The sequence below is a fragment of the Streptomyces wedmorensis genome, assembly GCF_000716445.1.
Classification (GTDB): Bacteria; Actinomycetota; Actinomycetes; order Streptomycetales; family Streptomycetaceae; genus Streptomyces; species Streptomyces wedmorensis.
The window spans coordinates 1-5263 of sequence record NZ_JNWK01000138.1 but is presented as its reverse complement, the minus strand read 5'-3'; the positions used below and the strand labels follow the sequence as shown (position 1 = coordinate 5263).

The window sequence follows — 5263 nt, the reverse complement described above, 5'->3', positions numbered from 1 at the left end:
GGAGTTGGAGGCGGAGCTTTCGGCGCTCGGGGCGCGGGTGCGGATCGCCGCGTGCGATGTCGCGGACCGGGCTGCGTTGGCGGATCTGCTGGCGTCGGTTCCCGCTGGGGCTCCGCTTACGGGTGTGGTGCACACGGCCGGTGTCGCGGCGGCCAACGCCTTCCTGGACGCGCTCGCGCAGCACCGCCGTGCGCGCGGTCTGGCCGCGACCTCCCTCGGCTGGGGCCTGTGGGCGCAGGCGACGAGCCTCAGCGGCCACCTCAGCGAGGCGGACCAGAAGCGCATGGCCCGGGGCGGCATGATCGGGCTCTCCGTGGACGAGGGCATGGAGCTCTTCGATCTCTCCCTCCAGGCACCCGAAGCCGCACTGGTGCCGTTCAAGCTGGACCTCACCGGGCTCAAGGACCAGGCGCGGACGGGGTCCGTTCCCGCGTTGCTGCGAGGACTCGTCTCGGTGGGCAGGAGGTCCGCGCAGGGCGCGGGTGCCGGCGCCGACAGCCTGCTGAAGCGGCGGACCGGGCGCTGAACGAGATCGGGTTCGACTCCCTGACCTCCGTCGAACTGCGCAACCGGCTCTCCGCCCTCACCGGACTGCGGCTGCCCGCCACGCTCATCTTCAACCACCCCACGCCTCTCGCCCTCATGGAGTACCTGAGCGAGGAGCTGGCCGGGGACACGGCGGACGCCGACCTCGACGGGCAGGAGGAGGAGGAGGAGCTGCGCCGCGTGCTGTCCTCCGTTCCGCTCGACCGGTTCCGCGAGGCGGGCGTGCTCGACGTCCTGCTGGGTCTCGCCCGGTCGGAGGCGGCCGACGCGGCCGCCGGAGCCGGTGAGGGGACGAGCGTCGGCGAGCAGCTGGACCTCATCGACTCGATGAGCGTCGGCGACCTCGTCCGCGCGGCCCTGGGCACCCCGCAGTCCTGATCGTGATCGACATCCGAAGGAAGAAAGAGGAAGCCATGGACGCTCAGAGCGGGCAGATCGTCGACGCCCTGCGTGCGTCTCTGAAGGAGAACGCGCGCCTGAGGGAGCAGTACGACCGGGTGGTCGCCGCGAACTCCGAGCCGATCGCGATCGTCGGCATGGCCTGCCGCTTCCCCGGCGGGGTGACCTCGCCCGAGGAGCTGTGGGACCTGGTGGCCTCCGGCGGCGACGGGATCTCCGAGTTCCCGGTGAACCGTGGCTGGGACCTGGAGAACCTCTACCACCCGGACCCCGACCACTCCGGGACGACCTACGTCCGCGAGGGCGGGTTCCTGCACGACGCGGACGAGTTCGACGCGTCCTTCTTCGGCATCTCGCCGCGCGAGGCGCTGGCGATGGACCCGCAGCAGCGGCTGGTCCTCGAGACCTCCTGGGAGGTCCTCGAACGGGCGGGCATCGACCCCGGGACCCTGCGCGGCACGCCCGTCGGCGTCTTCGCCGGCGACATGTACCACGACTACGCCGCCGGACACTCCGAGGGCGTGGGCTCGGACCCCGACAGCGTCGAGGGCTATCTGATGACCGGCGGCGCGGCCAGTGTGCTCTCCGGCCGGGTGTCGTACTTCCTCGGCCTCGAAGGCCCCGCGGTCACCGTCGACACCGCCTGCTCGTCCTCGCTGGTGACCCTGCACCTGGCCGCGCAGTCGCTGCGCTCCGGCGAGTCCTCGCTCGCCGATCCTGGGTGTCGTACGCGGCTCCGCCGTCAACCAGGACGGCGCCTCGAACGGCCTGACCGCCCCCAACGGCCCCTCCCAGCAGCGGGTGATCCGCCGCGCACTCGCCAACGCCGGTCTCGGCGTGTCGGACGTCGACGTCGTGGAGGCGCACGGCACCGGGACGCCGCTCGGCGACCCGATCGAGGCCGAGGCGCTGCTCGCCACCTACGGACAGGGACGGAAGACCGACGAGCCCCTGTGGCTGGGTTCGGTGAAGTCGAACATCGGGCACACGCAGGCCGCCGCCGGAGTGGCCGGCGTCATCAAGATGGTGATGGCGATGCGGCACGGCGTGCTGCCCCGCACCCTGCGCGTCGACGAGCCGACGCCCCAGGTGGACTGGACGGCCGGTGCCGTCGAGCTCCTGACCGAGGCCCGCCCCTGGCCCGAGCTCGACCGCCCCCGCCGGGCGGGCGTCTCCTCGTTCGGCGTCAGCGGCACCAACGCCCACGTCATCCTGGAACAGGCACCCGAGACGGCACCCCCCGGCGACGGGCCCACACCCGGAGTCCTGCGCGGCGGAGGCATCGTCCCGTTGGCGCTGTCGGCGCGCGGCAGGGCCGGACTCGCGGGTCAGGCCCGGAACCTGGCGTCGTACCTCGGCGGACATCCGGACGTGACCGCCCTGGACGCGGCGCGTTCGCTGACCCGGACGAGGAGCCTGCTGCCCGAGCGGGCCGTCGTCGTCGCGGGTGACCGGGCCGAGGCCCTGGCGGGTCTGGAGGCCCTGGGCAAGGGCGAGCCCGCACCCGGTGTGGTCACCGGCGCGGGCGGATCCGTCAACGGGCGCAAGGTGTTCGTCTTCCCCGGTCAGGGTGCGCAGTGGGCCGGGATGGGGGCCGACCTCCTCGACACTGCTCCCGTGTTCGCGGCCCGGATGGAGGAGTGCGCGAAGGCACTGGACCCGCTGACCGGCTGGTCGCTGTTCGACGTCATCCGTCAGGCCGAAGGCGCTCCGTCACTGGATGCCGTCGACGTCGTCCAGCCCGTGTCGTTCGCCGTCATGGTGTCCCTGGCGGCGCTCTGGCAGGCGAGCGGGGTCGTGCCCGAGGCGGTCGTCGGGCACTCCCAGGGCGAGATCGCCGCGGCCTGCGTGGCCGGCGCCCTGACGCTGGAGGACGCGGCGACGGTCGTCGCCCTGCGGAGCCGGGCCATCGCCACCACACTGTCCGGCCGGGGCGGCATGGCCTCGATCGCGGCGGACGCCGACCGGGTGGCGGAGCTCATCGAGCGGTGGCCCGGCGAGATCGAGATCGCGGCCGTCAACGGACCCGCTTCGATCGTCGTCGCCGGCGGCCGCGAGTCCCTGCGCGAACTGGTCCCGCACTGCGAGCAGTCGGGCGTACGCATCCGGGAGATACCCGTCGACTACGCCTCGCACTCGGTCCACGTCGAAGCCGTCGAGAGCGAACTGCGCACGACCCTGGCGAGGATCGCACCCCGGTCGGGTGCCGTGCCCTTCTACTCGACGGTGACCGGAGGACGGCGCCACGGCCACCCCGAAGGTCGTGACCGGAACCCTGCGCCGGGACGAGAACGGCCCGCGCCGCTTCCTGGAAGCCCTCGCCGCCCTCCACACACGCGGCACGGCCGTCGACTGGAACGCCGTCCTCGGTGAAGCGGCAGCGCCGCACGCCGAGTTGCCCACGTACGCCTTCCAGCGGCAGCGCTACTGGCTGGAGAACAAGGGGGGGTCGGGCGACCCCGCAGGGCTCGGCCTGGCCGCCGTCGACCACCCGATGATCGGCGCGGTCGCCGAGGTGCCCGGCCGCGGCGGCCTGCTCTTCACCTCCCGGATCTCGCTCCGCACGCACCCGTGGCTGGCCGATCACGCGGCGGCCGGAACCGTCCTGCTGCCGGGGACGGCGTTCGTCGAACTCGCCGTGCGGGCCGGCGACGAGGCCGGCTGCGGACTCCTCGCCGAGCTGGTCATCGAGGCCCCGCTCGCCCTGCCCGAGCAGGGTGGCGTCCAGCTGCGGGTGGAGGTCGACGAGGCCGACGAGTCGGGGCAGCGGCCCGTCCGGATCCATGCCCGAGCCGAGGGCGCGGGACCGGGAACGGCCTGGACCCGGCACGCCTCCGGCAGGCTCGCCCCCGACACCACGGCCCCCGACTTCGAACTCACCCAGTGGCCGCCGCAGGGCGCGCGTGCCGTGGACGAGGTGACGACCGCGTACGAGGGGCTCGCCGCCGCCGGATACGGCTACGGACCCGCCTTCCAGGGTCTGCGGGCCCTGTGGACACGGGGCGAGGAGGTCTTCGCCGAGGTCACCCTCCCCAACGACGCCGGCGCCGTCGACGGCTACGCCCTGCACCCCGCCCTGCTCGACGCCTGCCTCCACTCCGGCAGCGTGCAGGCGGGCCCGGACCGGCGACTCGTGCTGCCCTTCGCGTGGACCGGCGTCCGCGTGTACGCGGCCAAGGCCACCACCCTGCGCGTCCACGCCGTCCCGTCCGGACCCGACACGGTCACCCTGCGCCTGGCCGACGCCACCGGAGCCCCCGTGGCCTTCGTCGAATCCCTCGCCGCGAGGCCCCTCGCACCCGAGCTGCTCGACGTGGCCGCGGCCGACGTCCGGGACCGCCTCTTCCGCGTGGTGTGGGAGCGACTGCCTCTGAAGTCCTCCGACGTGGCCCTGGAAACGGCGCGGGTCGGCACGGCCGACGACGTCCGCGCCCTCACCGGAACCGGAACCGGAACCGGAACCGGGTCCGGCACCGGGCTGCGGTCGGCGCAGGCCGAGAACCCGGGCCGGATCGTGCTCGTCGACACCGACGGCACGCCCGAGTCGGCGGCGCTGCTGCCGGTGCTCCTCGCCGGAGGCGAGCCCCAGTTCGCCGTCCGCGACGGTGTGGCCTACGTCCGCCGCCTGGCCCGTACGGCATCGACCGGGACCCTGACGGTGCCCGCCGGCGTCCCGGCCTGGCGCCTGGCGGCCGGGCCCGACGGCACGCTGGAGAACCTCCCGCTCGTTCCCGCCCCCGAGGCGGCCGCGCCTCTGGCGCCGGGCGAGGTCCGCATCGCGATGCGGGCGGCGGGACTCAACTTCCGCGACGTGATGATCGGCCTGGGGCTGTACCCCGACCCGACGGCGGAGCTCGGCACCGAAGGGGCGGGCGTCGTCACCGAGGTGGCCCCGGACGTGGCGGGGCTGGCCGTCGGCGACCGCGTCCTCGGCATCTTCCCCGGCGCCGCCGGGCCGATGGCGGTCTCCGACCACCGCACCGTGGTCCGCATCCCGTGCGGCTGGTCCTTCGAGCAGGCCGCCTCGATCCCGACGGTGTTCCTGACCGCCTACTACGCGCTGCGCGACCTCGCCGACCTCAAGTCCGGCGAATCCCTGCTCGTGCACGCCGCCGCCGGTGGCGTCGGCATGGCCGCGATCCAGCTCGCCCGGTACTGGGGAGCGGAGGTGTACGCGACCGCGAGTCCCGGAAAGTGGGACGCGGTCAAGGCCGACGGTGTCGCGGCGGACCGGATCGCGAGTTCCCGGACGCTGGAGTTCGAGCAGCGGTTCCTGGACGTGACGTCGGGCCGAGGGGTGGACGTCGTGCTGAACTCC

The 5263-nt window shown here is 73.9% G+C and carries 2 pseudogenes; both read left to right on the top strand.

The annotated features are described in order from the left end of the window. Positions 1 to 924: pseudogene (locus OO54_RS49020) on the top strand (acyl carrier protein); the annotation flags it as partial. A 2-nt stretch (positions 925 to 926) separates the two neighbouring features. Then, positions 927 to 5263 (top strand): annotated as a pseudogene (locus tag OO54_RS49015) (beta-ketoacyl synthase N-terminal-like domain-containing protein); the annotation flags it as partial.